Below are 24,946 nucleotides of genomic sequence, written 5' to 3' on the forward strand. Positions count from 1 at the left end.
AGCTCAGCACGAACGGGCGTTTTTTGAAGCCGACATTTCCAAACTGCCCAATTTCCTAAACCCGGTCCGCTTGCACCACGGCGTCGAGCGCGCGAAGGGCGGAGAGGATGCGGTTCAGGTGTTGGGCATCGTTTACTTCCAAATCGATGATGTCGGTGTGGAACGGGCCTTCGCGGTTCACCAGTTGGAGGTTCAGAATGTTCGCCTTGGTCGCGCCGAAGACGTTCGCGACGGCGGCGAGCGCGCCCGGCTGGTTCTTGACGATCACCTGAAGCCGCGCGGTGCCGCCCTTTGACTTGCTGTCCCAGGCGAGGTCGATCCAGTCGTCGTCCTGGCCTGCTTCCAGCGAGCGGCAGTCGATGGTGTGAACCTCGATGGGTTCGCCGGTGCGGCGCACGCCGACGATGCGATCGCCGGGGACGGGGTGGCAGCAGTCGCCCAGATTATAGGCGATGCCGGGCGTCAGACCGCGGATCGATACGGGCGCATGCTGGCGCGGATGCGCCTCCTCCATTCCCTCGGCGCTGGTGGAGCCGGGAACAAGGGCCTCCATCACCTCCGAATCGCGAAGGCGGTGGGTGGCGATGGCGATCATGAGCGCGCCGCGGTCATCAAGCTTCAGGCGCTTGAGCGCGGCCTTCAACGCCTTGTCGCCCAGCTCGCTGGCGAGTTCGGGGGAGAAGCGGCCGATAATCTCGTCATAGAGCTTTTCGCCGAGCGCGATTTCCTCGCCTCGCTGCTTCTGCCGGATGAAGCGGCGAATGGCGGCTCGCGCCTTGCCGGTGATGGCAAAGGTCAGCCATCCCGGTTGCGGCTCCTGCCCTTCAGACTTCAGGATTTCGACCTGATCGCCATTTTCGAGCGGCGTGCGCAGCGGCACAACCCGGCCGTTGACCTTCGCCCCGACCGTCTGGTTGCCGAGCGAGGTGTGGACCGCATAGGCGAAATCGACCGGGGTCGATCCCTTGGGCAGCTGATGCAGCTCGCCCTTGGGAGAGAAGGCGAAGATGCGATCTTGATACATCGCCATGCGGGTATGTTCGAGAAGTTCGTCGGCGTCCTGGCTCTGCTCCAGGATTTCGACGAGGTCGCGCAGCCAGGCTGCGTGATGATCGTTGGCGTCGCCCTTCTGCTTATAGGCCCAATGCGCGGCGAGCCCCAGTTCGGCGTCATGGTGCATGTCGCGGCTGCGGATCTGCACCTCGATACGGGCATTGTCCTGATGGATGACGGTCGTGTGCAACGAGCGATAGCCGTTGCGCTTGGGCGTGGAGATATAATCTTTGAACCGCCCCGGGACCATCTTGTAGGTCTGGTGGATGACGCCAAGAGCGCGGTAGCAATCCTCGGTCGTTTCCGTGATCACGCGGAAAGCCATGACGTCGGTCAGCTGCTCAAAGCTGATGTGCCGCTCCTGCATCTTCTTCCAGATGGAATAAGGATGCTTTTCGCGCCCCGACACGGTGACGGACAGATTCTTGCTGCCCAGCAGCAGCTGCAGCTCCGCGCCGATGCGATCGACCTTGTCATGGCCGCCTTCCTTCAGCTGCTCCAGCCGCTTGGTGATGCTGTCATAGGCTTCCGGCTCCAGTTCGCGGAAGGAGAGGAGCTGCATTTCGCGCATGAAGTCGTACATGCCGATCCGCTCGGCGAGCGGTGCGTAGATATCCATCGTCTCGCGTGCGATGCGGCGGCGCTTGGCCTCATTCTTGATGAAGTGCAGCGTGCGCATATTGTGCAGCCGGTCGGCCAGCTTCACCAGCAACACGCGAATATCGTCCGACATGGCGAGCAGGAATTTGCGCAGATTTTCCGCCGCCCGTTCATTTTCGGACATGGCCTCGATCTTCGACAGCTTCGTCACGCCGTCGACCATACGCGCGACGTCCTTGCCGAACGCGCTTTCAATCTCCTCATAGGTGACCAGCGTATCTTCGATCGTGTCGTGCAGCAGCGCGGTGACGATCGTCTGATCATCCAGGCTGAAGTCGGTCAATATGCCGGCGACTTCAATCGGATGGCTGAAATAGGGGTCGCCGCTCGCGCGCTTCTGGGACCCGTGTTTCTGGACGGAAAAGACATAGGCGCGGTTGATCATCGCTTCGTCCGCATCCGGATCGTAGCGCTTCACCCGCTCAACAAGTTCATATTGACGCAGCATCGTGGCGCGATTGTCCGGGAAGCATCTTGCTGTGCAACAAAAAAATCCCATTTAGCCGTAAAATGGCTGCGCTTTTGCAACGGCGGTGGCTTTAAGCTATCTAGGCAGGACGATGAAGCACAATTTGGCGCAGGATCTGGAACAGTGCGCGCTTCCCAGCGCATTGGAAGCGATGGGGGAACGCTGGTCGTTTCTCATCCTGCGTGGCGCATTGTCCGGAATCCGGCATTTCGAGGAATTTCAATCGACGCTGGGCATCGCCCGCAACATCCTGGCCAATCGTCTGGCCCGGTTGGTCGAAAATGGCATCATGCTGCGCCAACCGATGCAGTGCGACCGGCGCAAGATCGAATATCGCCTGACGGAAAAGGGCCAGGAGCTCGCCCCCGTCATGATCGCGCTGCGGCAATGGGGGGAAAAATGGGGCTGCGGTCCTGTATCCTGTCAGGTGCTGGCCGACCGGCGGGACGGGCAGCCGATACGCAAGGTGACGATCCAGGCGCATGACGGTCGGCCTTTGGAGTTGAGCGACCTGGTGTGGCTCTGCCCCGACGAGATCACGCCCATGGCGGCGGAGCCAGCAGCCGCGGCCTGAACTTAGGTCCCACGAAAAAGCGGTTCCCACTTTTTTGTGGGATGTTCTAGGCTGGCGGCAATGTCTGTGCATCGTATCCAGCCTCAGCCTTTTTTCGCTGACAAGAACCGCGCCTTCTGGAACCTGCAATCGGTGGGATGGGCAGGAGCCTTCCTGCTGCGCGGGTCTTCGACCATCGCCAATGGGCAGCCGCTATCCAGCCTGATACCCGTGATGATCTCGACTGTCAGCGGCTATTCGGTGACGCTGCTGATCGCGGTGATCTTCCGTTTTCTGCAGAAGCAGCGGCCGATCGTCACCTGGGGCGCTTCGATCGTCACAGTGGTTGCGGCGGCGGGGTTGGTGGCGTTTATCGACGCCTGGGTCTTTTCCACGCAGAATCGCGGCAGCGATACGGCGGGGCTGCAGCTATTTCTGGGCGCCTTCTATCTTAGCATCACCCTGCTCGGCGCCTGGTCAGCGCTCTATTATGCAATCAATTTCTACCTGACGGTGGAGGAACAGGCCGATCAGCTGCTGCGGCTGGAAAATCAGGCGTCGAGCGCGCAACTGGCCATGCTGCGCTACCAACTCAATCCGCATTTCCTGTTCAACACGCTGAACAGCATCTCGACGCTGGTGTTGCTGAAGCAGACCGATCGGGCGAATGCGATGCTCTCACGCTTGTCCTCCTTTCTGCGCTATACTCTGATCAATGAGCCGACGGCGCAGGTCACGATCGAGCAGGAGGTGGAGACGCTGAAACTCTATCTGGAGATCGAGAAGATGCGGTTTGAAGACAGGCTGCGGCCCGTCTTCAACATCGATCCGGCTGTGGCGCAGTCGCGATTGCCTTCCTTGCTGCTCCAGCCCTTGGTCGAAAATGCGATCAAATACGCGGTGACGCCCAAGGAGGAGGGGGCCGAAATCTCCATTACGGCGCAGCCTGCCGGTGAAAACGTCCGGATCGTCGTGTCCGACACGGGTCCGGGATTGAACGAGGGGTTCACCCGCCCGAACAATCCGGTGAGCGAAGGGACAGGCGTTGGCTTGGCGAATATCCGTGATCGCCTGATTCAGGCGTTCGGGGAACGACAGAGCTTTGAAACGCGTTCCACGCCAAGCGGCTTTTCGGTCCAGATCGAAATGCCGCTTAATCTGGATGAACCATCGAAAGTGGCCGCATGACCATAAGAACAATCCTCGTCGACGACGAAAGCCTGGCTATCCAAGGCCTCAAGCTGCGTCTGGAAGCGCATGAGGATGTCGAAATCGTAGAAACCTGCTCGAACGGCCGCGAAGCCATTCGAGCAATCAAGACGCATAAACCCGACCTTGTGTTCCTTGACATTCAGATGCCCGGATTTGACGGCTTTTCCGTCGTCCAGGGCTTGATGGAAGTCGAGCCGCCGCTGTTCATATTCTGCACCGCCTATAGCGACCATGCGATCCGCGCCTTCGAAGCGCAGGCCGTCGATTATCTGATGAAGCCGGTGGACGAAGGCCGCCTTGCCGATGCGCTCGACCGGGTGCGCCAGCGCCTGTCCGAAAAGAAGCAGGTGCAGGAAGCCGAAAAGCTGCGCGAGGTGCTGGCCGAAGTCGCGCCCGATGCGATGAACGAGTTCAACGCTGGAGGGGACGAGGACGCGCCGTCGTCCAATCGCTTCGAAAAGCTCATCAACATCAAGGACCGGGGACAGATTTTCCGCGTGGATGTCGATTCGATCGAGCGGATCGACGCGGCGGGCGATTATATGTGCATCTATACCGCCGATAATTCGCTGATCCTGCGCGAAACCATGAAGGATCTGGAGAAAAGACTGGATCCCAGGAATTTCCAGCGGGTGCATCGATCGACCATCGTCAATCTGAGCCAAGTGCGGCAGGTGAAGCCGCATACCAATGGGGAGTGTTTCCTGGTGCTGGAGTCAGGCGCCCAGGTGAAGGTCAGTCGTTCCTACAGGGACGTGGTGGCGCGCTTCGTCCATTGAGTTTCAACGGAAAACCCACTGGCGGTTGAGGCCGAACATCACCGCGGGCGTTACGAAGATCATGGCCGGGATGGGCGACCATTCCGGCCATTTCATATGGGTGACGCAGAGGAATACCCAAAGGGCGTTCAAGGCATAGCTGAGCAGGGAGACCGCGACGAACTTGACCCCGCGCGTCGCATGCCCGCCATCTTCGCTGCCATGGCCGCGGAAGGTGAAGGCGCTGTGCGTAACATAGCCGATCATGACCGCCGCGAGATAGCCGGTCACATTGGCGATCTGCGGATGCCATCCGGCCAGCGCGGCGAGCGTCCAGTAAACCGCCGCCTGGCAGGCGGTGATGAACAGGCCGCTGATGCCGTAGCGGACGATTTGCCAGAACAGGGCCTGTCTTTCCGGCGGCAGGCGTGACAGCAATTTCATGGAGGCCCCGTTGCGATTTGATGCGGAGCCTCTAATCCACCCGCCATGAACTTGCAAAGCGGTGTTCCCCTGCGCGGCCGCGCCACGCGCGCCCTGACCAGCCTGTCCATATGGGCGGAGCAGAATTGGAAGTGGCTGACCTTCCTGATGTGGGTCACGGCTGCAGCCTGGCTGCTCTATTCGCGCTGGCCTTCGGTCCATTGGCTGACGCTGAATGACACCGACGACAATATCCGCTTCGTCCAGGTGAAGGACTGGCTGGCGGGGCAGGGCTGGTACGATCTGCGGCAATATCGGCTTGACCCCCCCGCAGGTTTCAACATCCACTGGTCGCGCCTCGTCGATCTGCCGATCGCGGGCCTGATGCTGTTCTTCCGCGCCTTCGTCGAACCAGGGCTGGCCGACCGGCTGGCCTGCGCGATCGCGCCGATGCTACCGCTGCTGCCGCTGATGCTGGCGCTGGGCTTCATCGCACGGCGGCTGGCTGGTGGAAACGGCTGGATTTTAGCCGCGCTCGCCCCCTTCGCCGCGCAGATGGGGATCAGCATGTTCGTGCCGATGCGCATCGACCATCATGGCTGGCAACTGGCGCTGACCGTGACGATGCTGGCCGGGCTGATCGACCGCAACTGGCTGCGCGGAGGCATCATCGCCGGGGTCAGCAGCGCGCTGTCGATCGCCATCGGCATGGAGATGATCGTCTATCTGGCGGCAGGCGGCGCGCTGATCGCGCTGCGCTGGGTGTTCAAGGAGGGCGCAGGGCGGCGGATGCTGCCTTATGCGCTGAGCCTTGCCGGATCGGTGTCCATCCTCTTCCTGCTCTTCGCGAGCTACGCCAATCGCCAGATGGTCTGCGACGCGATCTCTCCCATCTGGGTGGCGATCTTCGGCGCGGTGGGCGCGGGCATGACGCTGCTCGCGCTGCTGCCGTTGCGGAGCTGGCCAGCGCGGCTGGGGGCGGGCCTTGTCGTCGGCGCGGCGGTCGCCGCCTTCGCCTGGTTCAACTGGCCGCAATGCTTGACCGGAGCCTATCAAATCTCGCCCGAGCTGGAGCGGCTGTGGTTGGCCAATATCCGTGAGGCCAAGCCGATCACCGCGCAAGCCCGCAGCCTGGTGGTGCCGCTGATGGCGATCCCGGTGGCGGGCCTGTTCGGCCTGATCTGGGCGCTGTGGGAATCGCGGCGGGACAGCGACCGGCTCTGGGCCTGGGCCACGGTGGGGCTGATGATGCTGTTTTCCACCGCCTTGCTGTTCTGGCAGCTGCGCGCCGGTCCGGCGGCGCAGTTGCTGGCGATCCCGCCGGCGGCCTGGGCGGCGCATCGCGTTATTCAGGCGGTCTTCTTCGGCCGTCCTCTGGCGCGCGCGCTGGGGATCGCCGGGACCGCGCTGCTCGCCACGGCGGCCTTTGCGACGCCGCTCTATCCGCAGATGAACCAGCTATGGGCCGCAGTCTCGGGCGAGAAGCCCAAGCCGCAGAAGCCGGGGGTCAAGACGCGGCAGGACGCGATCAACAAGGCGAATGGACGATGCCGGTCGCTGCCGGCGCTGGAGGTGCTGAACCAGCTTCCCCCCGCGACCATCTTTACCATGGTCGATCTTGGCCCGCGCATCATCGCGACGACGCACCATAGCGCGCTCGCTGGCCCCTATCACCGCAACGGCAAGGTGATCCTGGACCTGCATCATGCCTTTGACGGATCGCCCGAAGCCTTTCGTCCGATCGCGGCGCGGCACTATGCGACCTATCTGCTGATCTGCCCCGGTTTCCCGGAAGGCACCGTCTATCAGTCGCGCAGTCCGCGCGGTTTCTATGCCGGGCTGATGCGGGGCGATGTGCCGGGGTGGCTGCACGCGGTGCCGCTCAAGAGCGGTTTTGCCCTGCCTTACACGCTCTACCGGATCGATTATTCAGCGGCGGACGGCGAAAAAGTCCCGCAGCAACGCTGAAGCCTCGGTTTCGCCGAGCCCGCCATAGACTTCGGGCCGGTGGAGGCATTGCGGCTGGGTGAATAGGCGGGGGCCCTGTTCTATCGCGCCGCCCTTGGGATCGGACGCACCGTAGTAGAGGCGGGCGATGCGGGCGTGGGAAATGGCGCCCGCGCACATGGGGCAGGGTTCCAGCGTCACCCAGAGGTCGCAGCCCGTAAGGCGGAAGTCGCCGATCCGCGCCGCCGCCGCGCGCAGGGCGACGATTTCGGCATGGGCGGTGGGATCATTGTCGCGCCGGTTGCGGTTTTCGCCCTCTCCAATGACTTCGCCGTCCCGCGTCACGACTGCGCCGATCGGCACCTCGCCCGCTCGCTCGGCAGCGGCTGCCAAGTCAAGCGCGCGGCGCATGGGCGCTGGGAGGGGGAAGGGCGGCGGCATGAGCGCTTCCTTATAGCGATTGGTAGGCCGCGTCTGCATCTCTGTTTGGTTCGCGCAAAGGCGCAGAGCGCGCAGAGCGCCTTCACGGCGGGCGCGGAGGCGCGGAGAAAAGCTGCCGCGCCTGCGGATCGGGGTGGTCCGTTCGCTTCGAGAGAAATCGAGAAGCTGAGGGCGCTACGTCCGGTTTTCCCGATCGCGCTCAAAGGATCGGGAGAGTAGCAATTATGTTATACGTTCTGAGCCGTCGGTCAGGGCTTTTTCACGTCCACGGTCGGGACCTGAACGGTTTCGTTGCGGGTGCCGACATCGACCTTCGCCACATCGGCCTGGAATTTGGGGAGTTGGCCGCCCTCCACCGCTATCTTGGGCAGGCTGCCTTCCTGCGTCTTCTGCAGGTTGATGAAGCCGGTAGCGATACCCGCGGCAAGCACCAGCAGGACAATCAGCAACAAGCCGCCTATGAGTCGCATTGCGCCTTCCTTTCCTATATGGGCAAGAAACGTCCGAGCGGGGAAAAGGGTTGCGAAAGCGGTCCGATCGCTGGGCGGAGCGGGTTGACGCGTATCGGGAATCCCGCTACTGGCGCCGCTTTCCGAACGTACACGAACTACAAGGTTGATTGACTATGTCGCGCATTTGCGAGCTGACCGGCAAGGGCCGCCAGGTGGGTCACAATGTTTCCCACGCCAATAACAAGACCAAGCGCGTGTTCCTGCCCAACCTGCAGAACGTGTCGCTCATCTCCGAAACGCTGGAAACGACCGTGAAGCTGCGCGTGTCGACCCATGGCCTGCGTTCGGTCGAACATAATGGTGGCCTGGACAACTGGCTGCTGAAGACCAGCGATGAAAAGCTGTCGCTGAAGGCGCGCCGCCTGAAGCGCGACATCGTGAAGAAGCAGGCTGCTGCAGCCGCCTGATTCGGTTCGATTCGTTTCGGCTTTTAAGAAGCGGCCTGGTGACGGGCCGCTTTTTTGCGTTGTGCGGCGTGGGGGTGAGTGGCCGCGCCAAAGTGCGGACCGCCAGAGTCGGAGTGAATTTGGTCTTGAGCAAGAGCCGTTCGGGCTGAGCCTGTCGAAGCCTCTTCACTTCACTTGAAGAGAAGAAGGGCCCTTCGAGAAGCTCAGGGCGAACGGGGTGCAGATCCGCATCCTAACGCGGGACGCCTCGATCTGACCGCAGTGCGAATTTCAGCAGCAGGGTGCGCTGGAAGAATTCGTGATTATCGTCCGACGCGATCCAGACGATGGTCCGCTTGCCTTCGCGGGTGATCGCGAGCCCTTCGAAATTGTCGGCCAGAAGCGGTGGCGCCAGCCGGGCGATGGGGCGGCCCCATAGCAGCGCGTCAGGCTTTGGCGCTGCGGGCAGTTCGACCAGCGCCAATGTGGCGGTGAAGAGCTCCTGCAGCGTGACGCGGCGGTTCAGCACCAGCAGATGCCGGTCATCGAGCGCGACGGCATCGGTCGGCCTGTAGCCTTTGGGCGGCACATAGCGCAGGTGGACGGGCGAGGGCGTGCTGCTTTCCGTGGGATCTCCGCTGAACAGCAGCGTGTCGTGCGTGCCGTCGGCCCTCATCCCCATCTCCGCGATCACAAGGAAGCCGCCATCAGGCAGGCGCGCCATGGATTCGATCGATCCGGTTTCCGGCCACGCTGCGATATCCGGCCAGGTGCGGCAGGCTTCCACCCGCGAAAAGCCGGGCGCGTAGCGGCAGATGCGCTGGAGCATTTCAAAGCCGACCCAATAGCGATCCGTCACGGGATCATGGGCGATCGCCTCTGAATCCCAGACCCACCAGGGCTGATCCTGATCCTGCGTCCCGATCGGCAGGGGCGCGATGAAGGGGTGGCGGCTGGCGGGGCCGGGATGGAGGGTGAAGCCCATGAGCGTGCCGGAGTCGCTCAGCGCCAGTACCTCGTCCCGGCCATCGACGAGAAGCGATGAGATGCCGCCGAAGCCGTGATGCGGGCTGTTGAGTTGCCAGCCGCCCAGATAATCGAGCGCGCCGACGCTGTGGATCGACGGGTCCGTGGCGCTCAGTGGCAAAGGGCGCGCGGTGACGAGAAGCGGGCCGGGGCCGAACAGCTCCGGCTTGTTCTTGTGGGGCGCCGGCAGCAGCAGGATCGCGAGAAGCAGGACGATCAATATTCGGCGCATCGCCCGGCCATAGGCAATCGTGCGCGGCGAACCAATGGCCTTTGCCCGCCTAATCCGTCCGTGAGCGGGACATGAGGCGGCTTTTGGCCTATGATGAGGGCGTCGCAGCGGATCGACCCAGGTCCGGCAAGCATATGGAGCGAGGCGATTTTTAGCTGAACGATGGCTGACACGGCCATTCAGGCTTGGCTCAATGCGAATCGGGCAGAAGGGGGGCAATCGATGGTGTGGCGCGAGGAAAGGCCCGCCTGGATCGAGATTTTGAGGAGCAACGCCATGAAGACCAAGTTTCTGATCAATATGGGGGCGGCGCTGGCGATGGGCGCTGCCTCTCTCGCCGTCACTGCCGCGCCGGCCCAGGCGCGCGATGGTTGGGGCCGTTATGAGCGCGGCGATTATTATCGCGGCGACCGGGGTTATCGCGGGTATCGGGGCGACTATTATCGCGGCTATCGTGGCGATCGCTATTACCGCGACAATTATTATCGCGGCTATCGTGGCGGCTATCGCTGCCGTGACAACGGGACCGGCGGGACCATCATCGGCGCGATCGCTGGCGGCCTGCTGGGTAACGAGATCGGCAAGAGCAGCGGCCGTTATGGACGCCGGGGCGACGGCACGGCTGGCGCCATTGTCGGCGCGGGCGTGGGTGCGCTGGCTGGCCGCGCGATCGACCGCGACTGCTAAGCGATCGTCCTATCGTCATGAAGAAGGGCTGCCCGATTGGGCGGCCCTTTTTTTGTGACACCGCGCTGTGGATGGGCCGTGAGCCGGGTCCAATAGAAAAGGGCCGCTCCGTCGCCGGGCGGCCCTATTTCCAAATATCCCGAAAAGGGAATTACATCGCGTTCGAAGCGGCGTTCGAAGCAGCATTGGCAGCGTTCGAAGCCGAGTTGGAAGCGTTCGAAGCAGCGTTCTCGGCAGCGTTCATGGCGTTGTCGGCAGCATTCGAAGCGTTCTCAGCAGCATTGGCAGCAGCGTTCGAAGCGTTGTCTTCATGCTTCGAGCAAGCGGCGAGGCCGAGCGACGCGGCGAGAACGAGCGAAAGAGCAATCGACTTGGACATGGGCAAACCCCTCTCAGAGATAAAAACAGTGCAGACCACTCTCGGAGAAAAGTTCACCCCCCTTTGCGCCTGCGGGGCCGATTCGTAATGAATTGGGCGACTCATGGCAATCCCATTCATGCGACTCGCCATTTTGCCGGGCTTCGCGGAGGGATGTAGCCTGAGCCGTTGCGCGGCCATTGACGTATATAAAGATTTCTTTATATGGGATGGTATGAGCGCCGCACTCGACATCTTCAGGGCTTTGAGCGACCCGACGCGGCTGCGCATCATCTATCTGCTGCGCGCGATGGAGTTGGCGGTAGGCGAGATCGCCCAAGTGGTGGGCCAGAGCCAGCCACGCGTGTCGCGCCATGTCCGTATCCTGGCCGAAGCGGGTCTGGTCGAGCGGCGCAAGGAAGGCAATTGGGTTTTTCTGCGACTGGGGAAAGCGGCGGCGATTGCGCCTTTTCTGACGCTGTTCGATCGACTGGCGCCGTCCGAAAGCGAAGATCTGTGGCAGAAGGCGGACCTCGCGCGGCTGGCGGCGGTGCGGGCGGACCGTTCGCGCGCGGCGGAAAGCTATTTCGCCGAACATGCCGAGGAATGGGACGCGATCCGGTCGCTGCATGTGCCCGATGTGGATGTCGAGGCAGCGATGACCGCTCTGTTGGACGCGGAGGCGATCGGGCATTTGCTGGATATCGGCACCGGCACCGGGCGGATGATCGAGCTGTTCGGCCCGTCGGCGGAGCAGGTCACGGCTCTGGACCGGAGCCCCGACATGCTGCGGCTGGCGCGGGCGAAGCTGCCGCACGACGCCGGGGACAAATATGCGCTGGTGCTGGGCGACTTTGGCGCGTTGCCGCTGGAGCCGGGCAGCATCGACACGGTGGTGCTGCACCAGGTTCTGCACTATGCGCAGGCGCCCGAGGCGGTGATCGCCGAGGCGGCGCGGGTCACCGCGGCGGGCGGGCGGGTGCTGATCGCCGACTTTGCCGCGCATGAGAGGGAAGAACTGCGGCTGCGCGACCAGCATGCGCGGCTTGGCTTTTCCGACGAGCAGATCGAAAGCTGGTTCGCGCAGGCGGGCCTGGAACTGGAACGGGTGGAGGTTCTGCCCGGCCAGGAATTGACGGTGCAATTATGGCTGGGGCGCCGCAAAGGCGCGCGCATCCTGCGACATGAAGGACGACTTTCCGCATGACACTTTCCTTCCCCTCCGTCGAAGAGGCCCGGCGGGCGCTGGATGCCCCGCTCTATGCGGACCTGGCGGGCGACCTGAATGTGAGCTTCGAATTCTTCCCGCCCAAGACGGAGAAGATGGAGGAGCAGCTGTGGTCCGCGATCGAGACGCTGACGCCGCTGGCGCCCAAGTTCGTGTCGGTGACCTATGGCGCTGGCGGATCGACGCGGGAGCGGACGCATAACACGGTGGCGCGGATCGCGAAGGAAACGCCGCTCTCCGCCGCCGCGCACCTGACCTGCGTCGCAGCGAGCAAGGCCGAGATTGACGAGGTGGTGGACGCCTATTGGGAAGCGGGCGTGCGGCATATCGTCGCGCTGCGCGGCGATCCGCCCGAAGCGGGCAAGCATTTCGAGCCGCATCCGGAAGGTTACAAGGGCGCGGCGGAGCTGGTGGAGGGACTGCGCAAGCGGCATCCTTTCGAGATTTCGGTGGCGGCCTATCCGGAGACGCACCCCGACGCGGCCAGCGCGCAGAGCGATATCGATAATCTTAAGCGCAAGTTGGACGCGGGCGCGAGCCGTGCGATCACGCAATTCTTCTTCGAGCCGGAAACCTTCTTCCGCTTCCGCGACACGGTGGCAGCTGCGGGTATCGATGCGGAGATCATTCCGGGGATCATGCCGGTCAGCAATTTCGCCGCGGTCCAGCGCATGTCGGCCATGTGCAACACCGATGTGCCGGGCTGGATGGGCAAGCTGTTCGAAGGGCTGGATGATCTGCCCGCCGCGCGGCAGCTGGTGTCGGCGACGTTGGCGGCCGAGCTGTGCCGCAAGCTCTATGCGGGCGGGGTGCGCGACTTTCATTTCTATACGCTCAACCGGGCGGAACTGAGCTACGCGATCTGCCATCTGCTCGGGCTTCGGCCGCAACTGGAGAAGACGGCATGACCGCCGAGGAACGCTTCCGCGCCGTTGCGGCGGAAAAGATCATGATTTTCGACGGCGGCTACGGCACGTCGATCCAAAAGCATGGGCTGACCGAGGCCGATTATCGCGGCTCGCTCGATCTGGCGAAGGACCAGAAGGGCAATAACGACCTGCTGTGCCTGACCCGGCCGGATATCGTCGAGGGCATCCACACCGCCTATCTCGACGCGGGCGCGGACATGATCGAGACGAACACCTTCTCGTCCACCAAGATCGCCATGGCCGACTATAGCTGCGAGCATCTGGTGCGGGAGATCAACATCGCCGCCGCGCAGATTGCTAGGCGGGCGTGCGAGGCGGCGACGGCGAAGGACGGCCGCCCGCGTTTCGTGGCGGGGTCGATCGGGCCGACGAACAAGACGCTGTCGATCTCGCCGGACGTCAATGACCCGGCTTATCGCGAGGTTGATTACGACACGCTGAAGGCGGACTATCGCGAGCAGTGCGATGCGCTGATAGAGGGCGGGGTGGATTTCCTGCTGGTCGAAACCTGCTTCGATACGCTGAACGCCAAGGCGGCGGGCATGGCTGCGCGGGAGGCCGAGGCGGCGGCGGGGCGGCCTGTGCCGTTGATGCTGAGCTTTACGATTACCGACATGTCCGGGCGGAACCTGTCGGGGCATACGATCAACGCCTTCTGGTATTCGCTGCGGCATCTGAAGCCGCTGACCATCGGGGTGAATTGCGCGTTCGGGGCGGATTTGCTGCGGCCTTATCTGAGTGAGTTGGCGAAGAATGCCGATACGCTGATCCTGGCCTATCCCAATGCGGGGCTGCCTAATGAACTGGGGCAATATGATGAGTTGCCGGAGACGACGGCTTCGCTCCTTCGCCAGTGGGTGGATGAGGGGCTGGTCAACATGGTCGGCGGCTGCTGCGGGACGACGCCCGCGCATATCGGTGCGGTGGCGAAGGCGCTTGCGGGGCATAAGCCGCGTCAGGTGCCGGAACTGCCGGTGGTGACGCGGCTCGCGGGGCTGGAGCCCATGCATATCGCGGCTTAAATTGCGGGAGGAGGTAACTCTCCTCCGTTCGCCCTGAGCTTGTCGAAGGGCCTCACTTTCTTAGAAGATAAGGGAAGGGCTTCGACAGGCTCAGCCCGAACGGATTAGAGATCGGGATATGACCCAAACCTCCACCGCCACTTTCGTTAACATCGGTGAGCGCACCAACGTCACCGGATCGGCCAAGTTCAAGAAGCTGATCATGGCGGGCGATTACGCCGCTGCCATCGACATCGCGCGCGATCAGGTGGAGAATGGCGCGCAGATCGTCGACGTCAACATGGACGAGGGCCTGCTCGACGCCGTCGAGGCGATGACGACCTTCCTGAAGCTGATGACGTCAGAACCGGATATCAGCCGCGTGCCGGTGATGATCGACAGTTCGAAGTGGGAAGTGATCGAGGCAGGGCTGAAATGCGTCAGCGGTAAGCCGATCGTCAATTCGATCAGCATGAAGGAGGGCGAGGAAGCCTTTCTGCATCATGCGCGGCTGTGTATGGCCTATGGCGCGGCGGTGGTCGTCATGGCCTTTGACGAGACGGGGCAGGCCGATACGAAGGACCGCAAGGTCGAGATTTGCGAGCGCGCCTACAAGCTGCTGATGTCGATCGGCTTTCCGCCGGAGGATATCATCTTCGATCCCAATATCTTCGCGGTGGCGACGGGGATCGAGGAGCATAATAATTACGGCGTGGACTTCATCGAGGCGTGTCGCGAGATCAAGGCGCGCTGCCCGCATGTCCATATTTCGGGCGGGCTGTCGAACTTCAGCTTCTCCTTCCGTGGCAATGAGCCGGTGCGACGGGCGATGCATTCGGTCTTCCTCTACCACGCCATTCCCGCCGGTCTCGACATGGCGATCGTCAATGCAGGGCAGCTCGACGTCTATGATGCGATCGATCCGGCGCTGCGTAAGGCGTGCGAGGATGTGCTGCTGAACAGCGACCCCGAGGCGGGCGATCGCCTCGTCGCGCTGGCGGAAAGCTATAAGGGCAAGGATGCAGCGTCGGAAAAGGCGGCGCAGGAATGGCGCGGCTGGCCGGTCGCCAAGCGGCTGGAACATGCGCTGGTCAAGGGCATCGACATGTATGTGGTCGAGGATACCGAGGAAGCCCGCCTCGCGGCCGTGAGGCCCATCGAGGTGATCGAAGGCCCGCTGATGGACGGCATGAATGTCGTGGGCGACCTGTTCGGGGCGGGCAAGATGTTCCTGCCGCAGGTCGTGAAGTCCGCGCGCGTCATGAAGAAGGCGGTGGCGCATCTGCTGCCCTTCATCGAGGCGGCCAAGGAACCGGGCGCCAAGGGCAAGGGCAAGATCATCATGGCGACCGTGAAGGGCGACGTCCATGACATCGGCAAGAATATCGTCGGCGTCGTGCTCCAGTGCAACGGCTTCGACGTGGTCGACATGGGCGTGATGGTGCCGTGGCAGGACATTTTGAAAGCGGCGAACGATCATGATGCCGACATGATCGGGCTTTCGGGTCTGATCACGCCTTCGCTGGACGAGATGGTGACGGTGGCGCAGGAGATGCAGCGCGCCAACATGACTATGCCGCTGCTGATCGGCGGCGCGACCACATCGCGGGTGCATACGGCGCTGCGCATCGACCCGGCCTTCAACGGGCCGGTGGTGCATGTGCTGGACGCCAGCCGCGCCGTGGGCGTGGCGACGGCGCTGGTGTCAGAGACGCAGAAGGATGACTTCGTCAACAAGACGAAGGATGATTATGAGCATGTGCGGAAGGCGCGCGAGGGCAAGGGGCTGAGCCAGTTGCTGTCGATCGAGGACGCGCGCGCCAACGCCTTTGAGTTGGACGAGAGCCTGAAGGCGCCGCGTCCGCTACTGCCGGGCATTCACAGCTTCCCCGATTGGGACCTTAAGGACCTGATCAACTATATCGACTGGACCCCGTTTTTCCGGGCGTGGGAGCTGGCGGGCAATTATCCCGCCATCCTGTCCGACGAAGTGGTGGGCGAGAGCGCGACCAGCCTGTTCAACGACGCGCAGAAGATGCTGGAGCGGATCGTCGAGGAGAAGTGGCTGACCGCGCGGGGCGTGGCCGGGCTGTGGCCGTGCCGCCGTGAGGGCGACGACATCATCGTCCATGTCGAGGATGAAAAGCATATGCGCCTGCCGATGCTGCGTCAGCAGATCGCCAAGCGGGAAGGGCGGGCGAATATGTGCCTTGCCGACTTCATCAGCCCCAATGGCGACTGGATGGGCGGCTTTGCCGTGTCGATCCATGGGATCGAGCCGCATCTGGCGCGGTTCAAGAATGCGATCGACGACTATTCCGACATTCTATTGAAGGCGCTGGCCGACCGTCTGGCGGAAGCCTTTGCCGAGCGGCTGCATCATTATGTGCGCACCGCGCTGTGGGGTTATGCCGAGGGCGAGCAGTTGACCAATGAGGCGCTGATCAAGGAGCAGTATCGCGGCATCCGTCCGGCACCCGGCTATCCGGCCTGTCCGGAGCATAGTTTGAAGCCGCTGCTGTTCGACATGCTGGATGCGCACCATGCGACCGGCATCACGCTGACGGAGAGCTTTGCGATGCTGCCGACCGCGGCGGTCAGCGGTTTCTATTTCGGGCATGCGCAGGCGGAATATTTCGGCGTGGCGCGGGTCGGGCGTGACCAGCTGGAGGATTATGCGCAGCGGCGCGGGATCGACCTGGAAACGGCGGAGCGCTGGCTGCGGCCCAATCTGGATTGAAGGAGCGGGTCGGCGAATGCGGACAATCAAATCTTCTTTGCCTCGCTTTCTCCTGTTGGGATTCGCTGCTGTCATTTCCGGTTGCGTCCATGGCGAGGACATTCGGCGCTATGGCGGCATTGCTCCTGGAGCGGTCTATGTGGCGATGGGCAGTTCCTTCGCCGCTGGGCCGGGCATTGCGCCTTCCGCGAATAGCAAACCGGCCATGTGCGCCCGCTCCGCAAACAACTATGCGCAGCAGCTTGCAAAGCGGCGCGGGTTGGAACTAGTCGATGTCAGTTGCAGTGGAGCGACGACCAGCGGCGTGCTCGACGGTTGGGCAGGCATACGCCCGCAGATCGAAGCGCTGACGGCGGAAACGCGGCTTGTCACCATCACGATTGGCGGCAATGATGTCAGCTATATCGGCGGTTTGATGTCGGCATCCTGCCGTCAGGTGAATTCGGCGAGCGGCGCTCGCTGTCCAGCCGCTCTACCGCCCAAGGAAGAAAGATGGACGGAGCTGGAGGCTGCCTTACGCCGTATCGCGGCCGAGGTGAAGCAGCGCGCGCCTAAGGCGCAGCTGATATGGGTCGATTATCCTGTAGTCCTCCCGGAAAAACGCCTCTGTGCCGCCACTCCCCTTTCTCCTCAAGATGCCGGCATGGCGCGGGCGATAGCGAAGCGGCTAGCGGCACTGACCGCGCGCGTGGCTCAGGAGACCGGCTCATCGACCCTTGCCGCTTCGCGCTTGACTGCCGGTCATGATGCTTGCGCACGGGATCCGTGGATGAACGGCTATCCGGTGAAAGGGGGCAAGCCTGTCAGCGCGCCCTATCATCCCACGCTGCCGGGCATGACGGCGATCTCAGTCGCGCTCGACAGGATGCTTGATCGTTAAGGCTGCGTCACCGCTTCTCGTGGTTCGCCGCGACCGCTTTGGCCACCGCCTGCATCAACTGCCAGCGTGAGGGGATGGGCTCGGTCGTGCTGCCGATCATCACCGCGACGGCATAGCTGGTGCCGTCGGGCGCGGTCATGATGCCGACGTCGTTGAAGCCCGTCGAGCGCGCGCCCAGGATCTGGCCAGTGCCGGTCTTGTGCAGATAATGCCAGCCTGCGGGCACGCCGCCCTTGATCCGTTGCGGGCCGGTTTTCGCCTCGCTCATGATCGACATCAGCAATTGGGCGGAAGCGGAGGAGAGCATGCTGCCTTCCTTGAGCTTCGCCAGCGCGTTCACGATCGAGGAGGGGGCCGCGCCGTCTGGCGGGCTGGCGAGGTAATTGTCGAGCGCCTTCACGCGCGCGCCCATCGGAACCCTCTCCCGCGCGGCGTAGAAGTTGCGGCCGATCGAATAATCCTGCCGCCATTCCAGCCCGGCGGTCGTCGCCTGCAGCAGCCGCTCGCCGGGGCCGAAGCGGATGTCCTTGATATAGTGACGGGCAAGATAGGAGCGCACCGCGTCGGGACCACCGACGGCGCGGAGCAGCGTGTCGTTGGCGGTATTGTCGCTTTGCGTCATGGCGCGGCGCATCAGGTCGGAATAGCTGGTCGTCCAGCCGCTGTTCCCGACCAGTGCGGCGGTGGGCTGGTGAAAGAGGGTAAGGTCCTTGCGCGTGATCGTCGTGGTGTCGGTCAGGCGGATCTTGCCGCGATCGACCGCGTCGAGGAAGGTCATCGATACCCAGAGCTTCGACACGCTCTGCTGCGGGAAGAGGGCGTTGCCGTTCCACGCCACGGTCCAGTCGCTGCCGACGCGGCGGACGGCGATACCGACCTTGCCGTTGAAGCTTTGGCCCAGGTTGCGCACTACGCTGACGAGGGCAGGAGGCGGCGTTTCGCGCTGGTCGACGTTCAGCGCCTGGAAGGGCTTGGGCGGATTCGCGACCGGCTTGACCGGATAGGTTGATGTGGTCGGCTGCACCCGCTGCGGCGTTCTGGCCTGGGGTTCTACCGGCGCGCTGACACAAGCCGACAGCGCCGCCATCAACAAGACAAGGCGGAACGAACCGCCATCGGGGCGCAACCCGCGCCCGTTATTTCCATCACTCATTTGCGTCCCCGCGCTCTCCCACCCCTCCTTCGTGGCGCGGGCCTTTTCGCTGACAAGGTTCATGCGACGAATGATTCCACAATTGCGATGTAAGGAGTCTGAACGAAGGTGCCTCTTGCGCTCAGTTAAGGTTAAGCCGCGACGGGTGATGAGGGTGCGATGACCGAAGCATGTGTGGATAGACGGACGCTGCTGCTGAGCGGCGTTGCGGCGGCTGGTGGGTTGATGCTGGGCGGGACGGCTTCTGCCGCGCCCTTCACGTCGCGGCGGATCGCGGTGACGGTGCGGGGCGCCGGGCGCGACGTGCTGTTGATCGCTGGCCTGGCGAGTGGGCCGGGGCTTTGGAACGGGTTGATGGCGGCGGTGCCGGGCTATCGCTGGCATCTGGTGCATGTGCGCGGCTTTGCCGGGCTGGCGGCGGACGCCAATGCCAGCGGGCCGCTGGTGCAGCCGCTAGCCGATGAGATCGCCCGCTATGCGAGTGCGGCGGGGCTGGTGCGTCCGGCGGTCATCGGCCATTCCATGGGCGGTACGCTGGCGATGATGCTGGGGTTGAAGGGCGTAGTTGGGCGGCTGATGGTGGTGGACATGCTGCCGGAGGGTGCGGCCATGGTGGGCGGCACGGCGCAGGGCATGGGCTATCTGGCCGATCAGCTGGGCCAGTATTTTACCGGGACCAAGGCGGGCCGCGCCTATCTGGCGCAGATACTCGCGCAGGCTCCGGGCGCGAAAGGGAGCGACCCTGACGTCATCACCAATGCGCTGCGGGACCTGGCCAATATCGACCTGGGGCCGCAGCTTGGGCGGATCGATGCGCCGATGCAGGTGGTCTATGCGGTGGGCAGCGACCCTGCGCAGGCCAGTGCGATCGGGCGCACCTTCCGAGCTGCTTATGCCGCGAAGAAGGGCGTGCGGCTGGTGCCGATCGGTCCCAGCGGGCATGTCGTCATGGCGGACCAGCCTGCGCGCTTTGCAGCGACGGTCAGGGACTTTCTGAGCCCCTGATCAGGGGGCCAGCACGGTATCCACTGCTTCGGGCAACATGTCGGGATAATCGAGCGTATAGTGTAGGCCGCGGCTTTCCTTGCGGCGCAGCGCCGATCGGACGACGAGCCGCGCGACCTCCAGCAGGTTTCGAAGCTCGATCAGGTCGGGCGTCACGCGGAAATGGCCGTAATATTCGTCGACTTCCTTGGCGAGCAGGTCGATGCGGTGCTGCGCGCGCTCCAGCCGCTTGGTGGTGCGGACGATGCCGACATAGTCCCACATGAAGCGGCGGATTTCCTTCCAGTTATGCTGGACGATAACCTCTTCGTCGCTGTTGGTGACGCGGCTTTCGTCCCACGGCCGGATCGGCGGGGGGGAGGGGAGTTCATCCCAATGGGCGCGAATGTGGCGGGCGGCCGTCTCGCCAAAGACGAAACATTCGAGCAGCGAGTTGGAGGCGAGGCGGTTCGCGCCGTGCAGCCCGCTTTCGGTGACTTCGCCAGCGGCATAGAGGCCGGGCAGGTCGGTGCGGCCGTCGAGATCGATCACTACGCCGCCGCAGGTATAATGCTGCGCCGGGACGACCGGGATCGGTTCCTTGGTGATGTCGATGTCGAGATCGAGCAGCCGCGCATAGATGGTGGGGAAGTGCGTGCGCACGAATTCCGGCGGCTTGTGGCTGATGTCGAGATGGACATAGTCGAGGCCAAGGCGCTTGATCTCATGGTCGATCGCCCGGGCGACGACGTCGCGCGGAGCGAGCTCAGCGCGCGGGTCGAAGCGAGGCATGAAGCGCTCTCCGCCGCCGGGAACGCCGGGGGGGAGCTTCAGGTGCCCGCCTTCGCCGCGCACGGCTTCGGTGATCAGGAAATTCTTGACCTCCAGATTGTAGAGGCAGGTCGGGTGGAACTGGTTCATCTCCATGTTGGAGACGCGGCAACCCGCGCGCCAGGCCATGGCGATGCCGTCGCCGGTCGCGCCACGCGGGGCGGTGGAGAAAAGATAGGTGCGGCCTGCCCCGCCGGTGCAGAGGATCGTCGCCTTCCCAAGCAGCGCATCGACATGCCTGGTCTTTTTATTGAAGGCGTAGACGCCCCAGACATGGCCGTCGCCGGAATATTTCTCCCCATGGCGGCTGGTGATGAGGTCGATCGCGACCATGTCTTCCACCAGCGTGATGTTGGGATTGGCGCGGGCGGCCTTCAGCAGGGCGACCTGTACGGCATGGCCGGTGGCGTCATCGACATGGACGATGCGGCGATGGCTGTGCCCGCCCTCCCGCGTCAGGTGCCAGCGTTCGCCAAACTCTTCGCCCCCGTTGAAGGGCACGCCGAGTTCCGCCAGCCGGTCGATGGCGGCAGGGGCTTCGGAGACGACGAACTCGACCGTTTCGCGATTGTTGAGGCCAGCGCCCGCGACCATCGTGTCGTGGACATGCGCCTCGAAACTGTCACCGGCGTCGAGTACCGCGGCGATGCCGCCCTGCGCCCAGTTGGTCGACCCACTGTCAAGCGCGGCTTTGGCGAGCACCACCACCTTGCGATCCTGCGCAAGGTTGATCGCGGCGGTGAGGCCGGCGGCGCCGGAGCCGATGATGACAACGTCATGGGAGGTGGTGGGCATTCGAAACCTTACTCCCCTCCCATTGACGGGAGGGGCTGGGGGTGGGCCTGCGCAAGCGCCGCCTGGATATGCGACACGACGCCTTCAAGGTTTTCCATCACATCGGCATTTGAAAAGCGCAAGATTTGATAGCCTAGGGAGCGACAGTAATCTTCTCGGCGGGCATCATAATCAACGCCATGGTCGTGGCTCGATCCGTCTATTTCGATGATGAGGTTCAATTCGCGGTAGAGAAAGTCTGCGAAGTAAGAGCCGATGGGCATCTGGCGGCTGAATTTGTGGCCAAGTTTGCGGGCGCGGAGTTGTTGCCATAGGAGGCGTTCTGGCGTGGGAGCAGCGTTTCTCAATGCCTTGGCGCGCGCTGTGTCGCGTCGTTTGAAAGGTTGCGCCTGCCCACCCCCTAGCCCCATCCCGCCAGCGGGAGGGGGAACATTAGGGCTCTCTATCACGCAGCCGCTGTCAGGTGGAGGAACACATCCTCCAGGTCCGGGTCGCGTGTTACCACGTCGACGATGGAGAGGCCGCTCGCCTGCACGGCGCTCAACACCTGTCCGGCGTTGGCGCGGTCTTTCATGTAGGTGATCGTTAGCGTGCGGGGATCGGACAGTTCGACCTTTTCGAAGCAGGGGGCGTCAGGCGTGGAGGTTATGTCGCGGTCAACGGTCACCTGCACCACCTTTTCCTGCGCCATGGCGATCAACTCGCGCGTGGGCTTGTCGGTGATGACGCGGCCATGGTTGATGATGCCGATGCGGTCGCACAGCTCCTCGGCCTCTTCCAGATAATGGGTCGTCAGCACGATCGTCACGCCGCGCGCATTAAGTTCACGCACATATTCCCAGAGCTGCTGGCGCAGCTGCACATCGACGCCGGCAGTGGGTTCGTCCAGCACCAGGATCGGCGGGCTGTGCACCATCGCCTTCGCCACCAGCAGCCGCCTTTTCATGCCGCCTGACAGGGTGCGGGCATAGGCGTGCGCCTTGTCCTCCAGATGGACGGCGCGCAGCAGTTCCAGCGAGCGGCGGCGGTCCTTGGGCACGCCATAATAGCCGGCCTGATTTTCCAGCGTCTCGAAGGGCGTGAAGAAGGGGTCGAAAACGATTTCCTGCGGCACGATGCCGATCGAGTTTTTGGCATTGCGCGGGTTCTGGTCGATGTCGAAGCCCCAGATCCTCGCGGTGCCGCTGGTCTTGTTCACGAGGCCAGCGAGGATGTTGATCGTCGTAGACTTGCCCGCGCCATTGGGGCCGAGCAGGCCGTAAATCTGGCCGCGCGGGATGGACAGGTTGATGTTGTCGAGGGCGCGCTTGCCGCCTGCATAGACCTTGGTGAGGTTCGTGATCTCTATGGCGGGGGCTGGGCTGGTGTCGGTCATGGCTGATCTTTATGGGGATCAGGTGCGGCTATGGAAAGAGACTGATTGTCCGAACAGATTTTCCTTAGAAGGCCGGTCAGAAATCCTCGGCGATATCCATGAGGCCGAGCAACTTCCTGGGAGCGACCTCGCGCCAGCTTTTGTGTAGCCGATCCCCGATATGGTCCCAATCGGTGTCGCCGAGGTCGAGGCGAATGCCGACCCAGCCGTCGCCGAAATAGGCCGGGCGGAAATAGCGCGCGGCGTCGCTGTCGATCAGCATTGCCTGTTCTTCCGGCGCGGTCGTCTTGACCAGCAGGGCGGTGATGCCATTGCCGTGATGATCCTGGCTGAAATAGGCGAACTTCTTGCCCTTTTCGATGCCGAAGCAGGGCATGCCGTGCGATGTGACCTCATCCGCCTGGGGCAGGGCGAGGGCGTGTTCGCGGACCTTGTTCAGCAGCCATTCGGGCTGGCGCTCGCGGGTCACGAAGTCGGCAAGCGTGCGGGAATAGAGCTGATGCTCCGCGATGAGGATGCGGGCGGCCAGCGTGTCGGCGGTGTCGCCGGGCAGGATGGCGACCTCCGTCTGGGCAAGCACCGGCCCATCGTCCAGTTCGCTGGTCACGACATGGACGGAGCAACCGGCATGGCTGTCGCCCGCGTCCAGCGCCTTCTGGTGGGTGTCTAGGCCCTTATATTTGGGGAGCAGGCTGGGGTGTATGTTGAGCATCCGGTCTGCCCAGCCGTCGACGAACTCCGGCGAGAGCAGGCGCATGTAACCGGCGAGGGCGACATATTCGGCGCCCGCCTCGCGCAACTGCGCATCGATGATCTGGTCGAACTCGGCGCGCTTCAGACCCTTGTGGCTTTGCGCGAAGGTGGGGATGCCTTCCGCCTGTGCGAGGGTTAGGCCAGCGGCTTGCGGGTCGTTGGCGGCGACGAGTACGATTTCATACGGGCAGGACGGATGCTTGGCGGCGTAGAGCAGCGCCGCCATGTTGGACCCGCGTCCGGATATGAGAACGCCGACCTTGGCTTTTGACATAAGGAGAACTCCCCTTCCGCTTGCGGGAGGGGGCGGGGGAGGGCCTGTTAGGCCGACCCCTGCAACATGCCCTTCCCTGACCCCTCCCGCAGGCGGGAGGGGGACTATCACCCTAGGTGCGTGGCGGTCCAGGCGGCTTTTGCGCTCCAGGTTTCCTGGCTTCCCTTGACGGTGCAGCCCTTTTCGCCCGCTTCCACGACGCCGACGCGCACGACGGTTTCACCCGCGGCTTCCAGCTCAGCCGCCACGGCATCGGCAACGTCCGCATCCACCGCCAGCACCATGCCAACGCCGCAGTTGAAGGTGCGCGCCATTTCCTGCGGCTCGATATTGCCCTGCGCCTGGAGGAAGGCCATGAGGCGCGGCTGTTCCCAACCATCGGCATCGACCACGGCATGGCAGCCTTCGGGCAGGACGCGCGGGATGTTTTCCAGCAGGCCGCCGCCGGTGATGTGGGCGAGCGCATTGATCTTGCCCCCGCGCACCAGTGGCAGCAGCGCCTTCACATAGATGCGGGTCGGGGCCATCAGCGCGTCGATCAGCAGCACTTCATTATCGAAGATCGCTGGGCGGTCGAGCTTCCAGCCCTTGTCCGCGGCGAGGCGGCGGACCAGCGAGAAGCCGTTGGAATGCACGCCCGAGGAGGTGAGGCCGAGCAGCACATCGCCTGCCTTCACCTTATTGCCGGTCAGCGCTTGGCTACGCTCCACCGCGCCGACGCAGAAACCTGCGAGGTCATAGTCGCCCGCCGCATACATGCCGGGCATTTCGGCGGTTTCGCCACCGATGAGGGCGCAACCGGCCTGACGGCAACCTTCGGCGATGCCAGCGATGACACGCTCGGCGACGCCGCTCTCCAGCTTGCCCGTCGCGTAATAGTCGAGGAAGAAGAGCGGCTCCGCCCCTTGGACGATGAGGTCGTTGGCGCACATGGCGACCAGGTCGATACCGACGCCGTCATGGCGATCATGGTCGATGGCGAGCTTCAGCTTGGTGCCCACGCCATCATTGGCCGCGACCAGCAGCGGGTCGTCATAGCCAGCGGCTTTCAGGTCGAAGAAGCCGCCAAAGCCGCCCAGTTCGGCGTCAGCACCGGGGCGGCGCGTCGCCTTGGCAAGAGGGGCGATGGCGCGGACCAGGGCGTTGCCCGCGGCGATATCGACGCCAGCCTTGGCGTAGCTGTAGGATTCGGTGTCGCTCATGACCGCGCGCACTAGAGCATTTTCGAGCCAGATGGAAACATCTGGCGGCTCGGAAAATGCGACCAGCCGAAAAGAGTGCAAGTG

Annotated in this window: 24 protein-coding genes; 12 read left to right on the forward strand and 12 right to left on the reverse strand. The window is 63.3% G+C overall.

Annotation, left to right across the window (positions count from 1 at the left end):
- Positions 1–55: 55 nt before the first annotated feature.
- Entirely contained in the window at positions 56–2,161 is a 2,106-nt protein-coding gene (locus ACZ5Y5_RS00190; RefSeq protein ID WP_464809212.1) for a RelA/SpoT family protein, read from the reverse strand.
- A gap of 112 nt (positions 2,162–2,273) precedes the next feature.
- Between ACZ5Y5_RS00190 and ACZ5Y5_RS00195 the strand changes: the two genes are divergently transcribed.
- Genes ACZ5Y5_RS00195 through ACZ5Y5_RS00205 form a run of 3 tightly spaced genes read left to right on the forward strand, consistent with a single transcriptional unit; the run spans position 2,274 to position 4,726 of the window.
- Entirely contained in the window at positions 2,274–2,756 is a 483-nt protein-coding gene (locus ACZ5Y5_RS00195) for a winged helix-turn-helix transcriptional regulator (RefSeq protein ID WP_464809213.1), read from the forward strand.
- 60 nt (positions 2,757–2,816) lie between these two features.
- Positions 2,817–3,923, forward strand: a complete 1,107-nt coding sequence (locus ACZ5Y5_RS00200) for a sensor histidine kinase (protein WP_464809214.1) — start codon at positions 2,817–2,819, stop codon at positions 3,921–3,923.
- Positions 3,920–4,726 carry a LytR/AlgR family response regulator transcription factor gene (locus tag ACZ5Y5_RS00205; RefSeq protein ID WP_062118703.1) on the forward strand — a complete coding sequence of 269 codons (807 nt, stop codon included), beginning with the start codon at positions 3,920–3,922 and terminating at the stop codon, positions 4,724–4,726. The genes ACZ5Y5_RS00200 and ACZ5Y5_RS00205 overlap by 4 nt, the downstream gene beginning before the upstream one ends.
- A 3-nt stretch (positions 4,727–4,729) precedes the next feature.
- Here the strand turns inward: ACZ5Y5_RS00205 and ACZ5Y5_RS00210 are convergent, their stop codons facing one another.
- A complete protein-coding gene (locus ACZ5Y5_RS00210; protein WP_464809215.1) occupies positions 4,730–5,149 on the reverse strand; it encodes a GtrA family protein in 420 nt (139 codons plus the stop codon).
- A gap of 45 nt (positions 5,150–5,194) precedes the next feature.
- On the opposite strand from ACZ5Y5_RS00210, the gene ACZ5Y5_RS00215 reads away from it, so the two are divergent.
- Positions 5,195–7,096 carry a hypothetical protein gene (locus tag ACZ5Y5_RS00215; RefSeq protein ID WP_464809216.1) on the forward strand — a complete coding sequence of 634 codons (1,902 nt, stop codon included), beginning with the start codon at positions 5,195–5,197 and terminating at the stop codon, positions 7,094–7,096.
- Here the strand turns inward: ACZ5Y5_RS00215 and ACZ5Y5_RS00220 are convergent.
- Complete coding sequence (locus tag ACZ5Y5_RS00220) at positions 7,058–7,516, reverse strand: nucleoside deaminase (RefSeq protein ID WP_464810552.1); 459 nt, start codon at positions 7,514–7,516, stop codon at positions 7,058–7,060. The genes ACZ5Y5_RS00215 and ACZ5Y5_RS00220 overlap by 39 nt on opposite strands.
- A gap of 248 nt (positions 7,517–7,764) precedes the next feature.
- A complete protein-coding gene (locus tag ACZ5Y5_RS00225) occupies positions 7,765–7,986 on the reverse strand; it encodes a hypothetical protein (protein ID WP_464809217.1) in 222 nt (73 codons plus the stop codon).
- 155 nt (positions 7,987–8,141) lie between these two features.
- Between ACZ5Y5_RS00225 and rpmB the strand changes: the two genes are divergently transcribed.
- Positions 8,142–8,435, forward strand: coding sequence for a 50S ribosomal protein L28 (gene rpmB, locus ACZ5Y5_RS00230; protein ID WP_097090848.1), 294 nt, complete (start codon positions 8,142–8,144; stop codon positions 8,433–8,435).
- Between the two features lie 232 nt (positions 8,436–8,667).
- Here the strand turns inward: rpmB and ACZ5Y5_RS00235 are convergent, their stop codons facing one another.
- Complete coding sequence (locus ACZ5Y5_RS00235) at positions 8,668–9,672, reverse strand: esterase-like activity of phytase family protein (protein WP_464809218.1); 1,005 nt, start codon at positions 9,670–9,672, stop codon at positions 8,668–8,670.
- A 276-nt stretch (positions 9,673–9,948) separates the two neighbouring features.
- On the opposite strand from ACZ5Y5_RS00235, the gene ACZ5Y5_RS00240 reads away from it, so the two are divergent.
- Entirely contained in the window at positions 9,949–10,359 is a 411-nt protein-coding gene (locus tag ACZ5Y5_RS00240) for a hypothetical protein (RefSeq protein ID WP_464809219.1), read from the forward strand.
- A 151-nt stretch (positions 10,360–10,510) separates the two neighbouring features.
- Here ACZ5Y5_RS00240 and ACZ5Y5_RS00245 read toward each other — a convergent pair whose 3' ends face one another.
- A complete protein-coding gene (locus ACZ5Y5_RS00245; RefSeq protein ID WP_464809220.1) occupies positions 10,511–10,738 on the reverse strand; it encodes a circumsporozoite protein in 228 nt (75 codons plus the stop codon).
- 214 nt (positions 10,739–10,952) lie between these two features.
- Here ACZ5Y5_RS00245 and ACZ5Y5_RS00250 point away from each other — a divergent pair, with 214 nt between their 5' ends.
- The 5 genes from ACZ5Y5_RS00250 (at position 10,953) to ACZ5Y5_RS00270 (ending at position 17,495) form a co-directional block, all read left to right on the forward strand.
- Positions 10,953–11,924 (forward strand): ArsR/SmtB family transcription factor, encoded by a 972-nt coding sequence (locus ACZ5Y5_RS00250; RefSeq protein ID WP_464809221.1) that lies wholly within the window; start codon positions 10,953–10,955, stop codon positions 11,922–11,924.
- Complete coding sequence (gene metF, locus ACZ5Y5_RS00255) at positions 11,921–12,853, forward strand: methylenetetrahydrofolate reductase (protein WP_464809222.1); 933 nt, start codon at positions 11,921–11,923, stop codon at positions 12,851–12,853. Before ACZ5Y5_RS00250 ends, metF begins: the two co-directional genes overlap by 4 nt.
- Positions 12,850–13,896, forward strand: a complete 1,047-nt coding sequence (locus tag ACZ5Y5_RS00260; RefSeq protein WP_464809223.1) for a homocysteine S-methyltransferase family protein — start codon at positions 12,850–12,852, stop codon at positions 13,894–13,896. Before metF ends, ACZ5Y5_RS00260 begins: the two co-directional genes overlap by 4 nt.
- Before the next feature lie 118 nt (positions 13,897–14,014).
- Complete coding sequence (gene metH / locus ACZ5Y5_RS00265) at positions 14,015–16,615, forward strand: methionine synthase (protein WP_464809224.1); 2,601 nt, start codon at positions 14,015–14,017, stop codon at positions 16,613–16,615.
- Between the two features lie 55 nt (positions 16,616–16,670).
- Complete coding sequence (locus ACZ5Y5_RS00270) at positions 16,671–17,495, forward strand: SGNH/GDSL hydrolase family protein (protein WP_464809225.1); 825 nt, start codon at positions 16,671–16,673, stop codon at positions 17,493–17,495.
- 7 nt (positions 17,496–17,502) lie between these two features.
- Here ACZ5Y5_RS00270 and ACZ5Y5_RS00275 read toward each other — a convergent pair whose 3' ends face one another.
- Entirely contained in the window at positions 17,503–18,648 is a 1,146-nt protein-coding gene (locus ACZ5Y5_RS00275) for a serine hydrolase (RefSeq protein WP_464809226.1), read from the reverse strand.
- A 159-nt stretch (positions 18,649–18,807) separates the two neighbouring features.
- On the opposite strand from ACZ5Y5_RS00275, the gene ACZ5Y5_RS00280 reads away from it, so the two are divergent.
- A complete protein-coding gene (locus ACZ5Y5_RS00280) occupies positions 18,808–19,653 on the forward strand; it encodes an alpha/beta fold hydrolase (RefSeq protein WP_464809227.1) in 846 nt (281 codons plus the stop codon).
- Here the strand turns inward: ACZ5Y5_RS00280 and nadB are convergent, their stop codons facing one another.
- The 5 genes from nadB to purM all read right to left on the reverse strand — a co-directional run bounded on the left by nadB (position 19,654) and on the right by purM (position 24,862).
- Positions 19,654–21,258, reverse strand: coding sequence for an L-aspartate oxidase (gene nadB / locus ACZ5Y5_RS00285; protein ID WP_464809228.1), 1,605 nt, complete (start codon positions 21,256–21,258; stop codon positions 19,654–19,656).
- Between the two features lie 8 nt (positions 21,259–21,266).
- The gene (locus ACZ5Y5_RS00290) at positions 21,267–21,668 is read right to left on the reverse strand and encodes an endonuclease domain-containing protein (protein ID WP_464809229.1); all 402 of its coding nucleotides are present in this window, start codon (positions 21,666–21,668) and stop codon (positions 21,267–21,269) included.
- A 35-nt stretch (positions 21,669–21,703) separates the two neighbouring features.
- A complete protein-coding gene (locus tag ACZ5Y5_RS00295) occupies positions 21,704–22,633 on the reverse strand; it encodes an ABC transporter ATP-binding protein (protein ID WP_464809230.1) in 930 nt (309 codons plus the stop codon).
- Between the two features lie 76 nt (positions 22,634–22,709).
- Complete coding sequence (purN, locus tag ACZ5Y5_RS00300) at positions 22,710–23,660, reverse strand: phosphoribosylglycinamide formyltransferase (RefSeq protein ID WP_464809231.1); 951 nt, start codon at positions 23,658–23,660, stop codon at positions 22,710–22,712.
- Positions 23,661–23,767: 107 nt separating this feature from the next.
- Positions 23,768–24,862 (reverse strand): phosphoribosylformylglycinamidine cyclo-ligase, encoded by a 1,095-nt coding sequence (gene purM / locus ACZ5Y5_RS00305; protein ID WP_464809232.1) that lies wholly within the window; start codon positions 24,860–24,862, stop codon positions 23,768–23,770.
- Positions 24,863–24,946: the final 84 nt, after the last annotated feature.

The sequence above is a fragment of the Sphingobium sp. TomTYG65 genome, from assembly GCF_055395525.1.

Coding starts and splice junctions, on each gene's coding strand:
- ACZ5Y5_RS00260 (WP_464809223.1), top strand. CDS start 12,850: ATGACCGCCGAGGAACGCTTCCGCGCCGTTGCGGCGGAAAAGATCATG.
- ACZ5Y5_RS00215 (WP_464809216.1), top strand. CDS start 5,195: ATGAACTTGCAAAGCGGTGTTCCCCTGCGCGGCCGCGCCACGCGCGCC.
- ACZ5Y5_RS00190 (WP_464809212.1), bottom strand. CDS start 2,161: ATGCTGCGTCAATATGAACTTGTTGAGCGGGTGAAGCGCTACGATCCG.
- metF (WP_464809222.1), top strand. CDS start 11,921: ATGACACTTTCCTTCCCCTCCGTCGAAGAGGCCCGGCGGGCGCTGGAT.
- ACZ5Y5_RS00205 (WP_062118703.1), top strand. CDS start 3,920: ATGACCATAAGAACAATCCTCGTCGACGACGAAAGCCTGGCTATCCAA.
- ACZ5Y5_RS00195 (WP_464809213.1), top strand. CDS start 2,274: ATGAAGCACAATTTGGCGCAGGATCTGGAACAGTGCGCGCTTCCCAGC.
- rpmB (WP_097090848.1), top strand. CDS start 8,142: ATGTCGCGCATTTGCGAGCTGACCGGCAAGGGCCGCCAGGTGGGTCAC.
- ACZ5Y5_RS00220 (WP_464810552.1), bottom strand. CDS start 7,516: ATGCCGCCGCCCTTCCCCCTCCCAGCGCCCATGCGCCGCGCGCTTGAC.
- ACZ5Y5_RS00210 (WP_464809215.1), bottom strand. CDS start 5,149: ATGAAATTGCTGTCACGCCTGCCGCCGGAAAGACAGGCCCTGTTCTGG.
- ACZ5Y5_RS00200 (WP_464809214.1), top strand. CDS start 2,817: ATGTCTGTGCATCGTATCCAGCCTCAGCCTTTTTTCGCTGACAAGAAC.
- ACZ5Y5_RS00240 (WP_464809219.1), top strand. CDS start 9,949: ATGAAGACCAAGTTTCTGATCAATATGGGGGCGGCGCTGGCGATGGGC.
- purM (WP_464809232.1), bottom strand. CDS start 24,862: ATGAGCGACACCGAATCCTACAGCTACGCCAAGGCTGGCGTCGATATC.
- purN (WP_464809231.1), bottom strand. CDS start 23,660: ATGTCAAAAGCCAAGGTCGGCGTTCTCATATCCGGACGCGGGTCCAAC.
- ACZ5Y5_RS00280 (WP_464809227.1), top strand. CDS start 18,808: ATGACCGAAGCATGTGTGGATAGACGGACGCTGCTGCTGAGCGGCGTT.
- nadB (WP_464809228.1), bottom strand. CDS start 21,258: ATGCCCACCACCTCCCATGACGTTGTCATCATCGGCTCCGGCGCCGCC.
- ACZ5Y5_RS00290 (WP_464809229.1), bottom strand. CDS start 21,668: ATGGGGCTAGGGGGTGGGCAGGCGCAACCTTTCAAACGACGCGACACA.
- metH (WP_464809224.1), top strand. CDS start 14,015: ATGACCCAAACCTCCACCGCCACTTTCGTTAACATCGGTGAGCGCACC.
- ACZ5Y5_RS00235 (WP_464809218.1), bottom strand. CDS start 9,672: ATGCGCCGAATATTGATCGTCCTGCTTCTCGCGATCCTGCTGCTGCCG.
- ACZ5Y5_RS00295 (WP_464809230.1), bottom strand. CDS start 22,633: ATGACCGACACCAGCCCAGCCCCCGCCATAGAGATCACGAACCTCACC.
- ACZ5Y5_RS00245 (WP_464809220.1), bottom strand. CDS start 10,738: ATGTCCAAGTCGATTGCTCTTTCGCTCGTTCTCGCCGCGTCGCTCGGC.
- ACZ5Y5_RS00250 (WP_464809221.1), top strand. CDS start 10,953: ATGAGCGCCGCACTCGACATCTTCAGGGCTTTGAGCGACCCGACGCGG.
- ACZ5Y5_RS00225 (WP_464809217.1), bottom strand. CDS start 7,986: ATGCGACTCATAGGCGGCTTGTTGCTGATTGTCCTGCTGGTGCTTGCC.
- ACZ5Y5_RS00275 (WP_464809226.1), bottom strand. CDS start 18,648: ATGAGTGATGGAAATAACGGGCGCGGGTTGCGCCCCGATGGCGGTTCG.